The organism is Haliscomenobacter sp. (assembly GCF_033763495.1).
Lineage (GTDB): Bacteria > Bacteroidota > Bacteroidia > Chitinophagales > Saprospiraceae > Haliscomenobacter.
This window is the reverse complement of the sequence record NZ_JANRKL010000164.1, coordinates 1-3,391: the sequence shown is the minus strand read 5'-3', so window position 1 is coordinate 3,391 and position 3,391 is coordinate 1. Positions and strand designations below refer to the sequence as shown.

Annotated in this window: 3 protein-coding genes; all 3 read left to right on the top strand. The window is 46.1% G+C overall.

The window, feature by feature from the left end; all coding sequences use genetic code 11:
* The first annotated feature begins 275 nt into the window (after window positions 1-275).
* From SFV55_RS17495 to SFV55_RS17485, 3 genes are read left to right on the top strand one after another with little or no spacing between them, the layout of a single operon-like run.
* Window positions 276-1,139, top strand: a complete 864-nt coding sequence (locus tag SFV55_RS17495; RefSeq protein WP_320030824.1) for a chromate resistance protein ChrB domain-containing protein — start codon at window positions 276-278, stop codon at window positions 1,137-1,139.
* A 51-nt stretch (window positions 1,140-1,190) separates the two neighbouring features.
* On the top strand, window positions 1,191-2,531 hold the full coding sequence (gene chrA, locus SFV55_RS17490) for a chromate efflux transporter (RefSeq protein ID WP_320030823.1): 1,341 nt from the start codon (window positions 1,191-1,193) through the stop codon (window positions 2,529-2,531).
* Window positions 2,532-2,542: 11 nt separating this feature from the next.
* The gene (locus SFV55_RS17485; protein ID WP_320030822.1) at window positions 2,543-3,268 is read left to right on the top strand and encodes a superoxide dismutase; all 726 of its coding nucleotides are present in this window, start codon (window positions 2,543-2,545) and stop codon (window positions 3,266-3,268) included.
* Window positions 3,269-3,391: the final 123 nt, after the last annotated feature.

Here is a 3,391-nt window from a genome sequence, read left to right as displayed (position 1 = left end):
AAATCGCATTGGAATCTAATACCCTGGAGAAATTGACAAAAGCTGATCCTAACCGGACGTCCTTTTTCAAATTCAAAGCACAATGCTTAGGAAAAAATGGTACGTAGTTTTTGCCCCATTCTGTACAGCCTACCCGAAGGGGTTTAAATAGAGCTATTAGATTGTGGGTGTTGGCAGACAAATGCATACCTCCAAATTCAATGCAAAAATCCTTATGTCAATGACTGTGGACTAAAGCGATTCTAAATCTTTACCTTCGCCACCAAAGCATTATCATGAAATGGATCACCCGCGAACGACCGAAAATCGACCGCATTGCCTGCCCCTGGTTGATCAAAAACTTTGTGGACTCAGAGGCGGTATTCATCTACGTGCCCGAAGCTGAAGTGCTTTCCAATGCAGTGGAGTTGGACGCCATTCCATTTGACATCCCCAATGTAGAATATTCGCACGAAGGCGAACTCTGCACCTTTGATTACATCCTGAAAAAACACCAGTTAAGCGATCCCGCATTGCACCAACTGGCCGTCATTGTACGGGCTGCCGATACCGACCATTTTGCCCTGGCACCCCAAGCGGCAGGTTTATGGGCCATTTCAGCGGGTTTGGCCTACAACATTCAGGATGACCACCAGCTCCTGGAAGTTGGCATGCTCTTATACGATGCCCTGTATACCTGGGTCAAGTACCTCCAGCATGAAAAACACACTGGCGATCCGGTAGAGCAACTTTTGCTGCAAATGGTGGAAAAATACATCAGTGAAAAATCGGCTACAAAGCAACGCATTCCAGCCTGGGCCAAAGAGCTCAAAGAAACCATTCAGGACTATGTGGACACCAATTTTAGTTTGAGTTTAAAAGACATTTCACAGGAATTGGACCTACACCCAGCCTATGTGTCGCGGGCTTTTTCCAAGTATTTTGACAACCTTTCCTTTGGTGAATACATCCGCAAGTTGCGCATCGAAAAAGCGGTTCAGCTCCTGGAAACCACCGGTATGTCCCTGACCGAAATCGCCTACCTCACTGGGTTTTCCGACCAGAGCCATTTCAACCGCATTTTTAAAAAACATTTGGGCGTACAACCTTCCGTTTATCGAAAATCACTGCAAAAAGGTAAAACGGATGCTAGTGATTAAATTTGTTCAATTATTTGTAAAAAGCCCTTTGTATCCTTGCCATTAAAAAGAATGGCCTACCCTACTTTCCGTGAAGCCTTCCAAGTCTGGCTCAAAGTGGCGATGTACAGCTTCGGCGGCCCCGCCGGGCAAATCGCGGTGATGCACAAATACATCGTAGAGGAGAAAAAATGGCTGGGGGAAAACCGCTTCCTGCACGCCCTCAATTATTGCATGTTGCTACCTGGCCCAGAGGCCCAACAATTGGCTACCTACATCGGTTGGTTGATGCACAAAACCCGGGGCGGGCTTATGGCCGGAGGCTTGTTTGTGTTGCCGGGTTTTTTGTCCATTCTGGTGTTGAGCATTTTGTACGCGCTATGGAAAGACCTGACGTTTGTACAAGGCATTTTTTACGGCATCAAACCCGCCGTGCTGGCTGTCGTGGTAGGTGCGGTCATCAAAATTGGCAAAAGGGCACTCAAAAATGAAGTCATGGTGGGCATTGCCGTTTTGGCTTTCGTTGCTATCTTTTTTTTCAAAATCTCCTTTCCTTACATTGTTTTGGCAGCGGGACTGCTGGGCTATCTCGGAGGAAAAATTTGGGAAGAAAAATTCTACGTGATCAAAGGACACGCCGATGTAAAAAATAGCGAAATGGGTTTGATCGACTCCTACATCCAGGCAGAACGGCCTGCTTTGATTAAAACGCTGGGGGTGGCCCTGTTTTGGTTGGTCATGTGGTTGATTCCGGTCATAGTCTTGTTTTTGATTTTGGGGAGCGAAAACGTGTTCACCAAGGAAGCGCTGTTTTTTAGTCAATCTGCCATCGTTACCTTTGGGGGCGCTTACTCGGTACTGGCCTATATTTCCCAAAAGGCGGTAGAAACCTATGGTTGGTTACAACCCGGCGAAATGCTGGATGGCTTGGGCATGGCGGAAACTACGCCGGGGCCACTCATTCAAGTGGTGCAATTTGTGGGTTTTATGGGCGCTTTCCGCAATGCGGGTAGCCTCGATCCGATTTTGGCCGGGGTGTTGGCCTCGGTGCTAGTCACCTGGGTAACTTATTTGCCTTCCTTCTTGTTCATATTTACTGGAGCACCCTACATCGAATACCTGCGGGGCAACAAATCTTTGAGTACCGCCCTGTCGGGCATCACAGCTGCGGTGGTTGGCGTAATTCTTAACCTTGGAATTTGGTTCAGTCTGCATACCTTGTTCGGGCAAATAGCTGAGCAGAAGTTTGGTACATTTTTCCTGCCTCAACCGCAATGGGAAAGTATTGACTGGGGCGCTTTGTTTATAACCATTGCTGCCCTTCTGTTTACTTTCCGCTTGAAATGGGACATGCTGCGCACCATCGGTATTTGTATAATCTTGGGACTAATTTTCAAATTTTTCATTCTTTAAAATCAACTGTTGTGGATCGAAGTACTTTTCTCAAAAACACAGCCATTCTGGGCACGGCTTCACTGCTGCCGAACAATTCCGTTTTTGCCAACAATGTCACCGAAAACGGGATCGACAAACTGGTAGATGCCGATGGCAATTTTGCCCTGCAAGCCCTGCCCTACAAAGAAACCTTCCTTGAACCGTATATGGATGAAGAAACGGTACACTTGCACTACACTTTTCACCACGGTGGTGCGGTAAAAGGAGCAAATAAAGACCTGCAAATGATCCGCAAGGCCCTGGATGAAAACAATGTAGAAACTGTGGATTTTTGGACAAAAAAATTGTCTTATCACTTGTCCTCTCACATCCTGCACACCATTTTTTGGACGAATCTGACCAATAAAAAAACCGAGCCAGGAGGAGAGTTATTGAAAAAAATTGAACGAGACTTTGGCTCTTACGACAAGTTAAAATTACTCATTTCCAAAACCTCCAAAGACGTGGACGGCAATGGTTGGGGTATCCTGGGCTATCTGCCCTACACGGATAAACTCACGGTTTTGCAATGTGAAAACCACGAAAAACTGACTCAGTGGGGCGTGATTCCGTTGCTGGTGATTGATGTGTGGGAACATTCCTATTACCTGAAATACCGCAACAAACGCGCCGATTTTGTGGATAACCTCTTTGGTATTTTGAATTGGGACAATGTGGCGCAACGCTATGCTACGGGCTTGAAGTTGCTGAAATAGCAGTGTTTTTAATTGAATTCAATCTTGCTATCCATTTATCCATAGCGATAAACACATTTATCATCTTGTAACTCGCTGTTTCAACGGCTAGGAACCCCATTCATATCTAACTTCTTTGCCAGA

Bases quoted from the DNA above. Each gene is read 5' to 3' on its own strand.
- SFV55_RS17495 (WP_320030824.1), top strand. From the start codon at position 276: ATGAAATGGATCACCCGCGAACGACCGAAAATCGACCGCATTGCCTGC.
- chrA (WP_320030823.1), top strand. From the start codon at position 1,191: ATGGCCTACCCTACTTTCCGTGAAGCCTTCCAAGTCTGGCTCAAAGTG.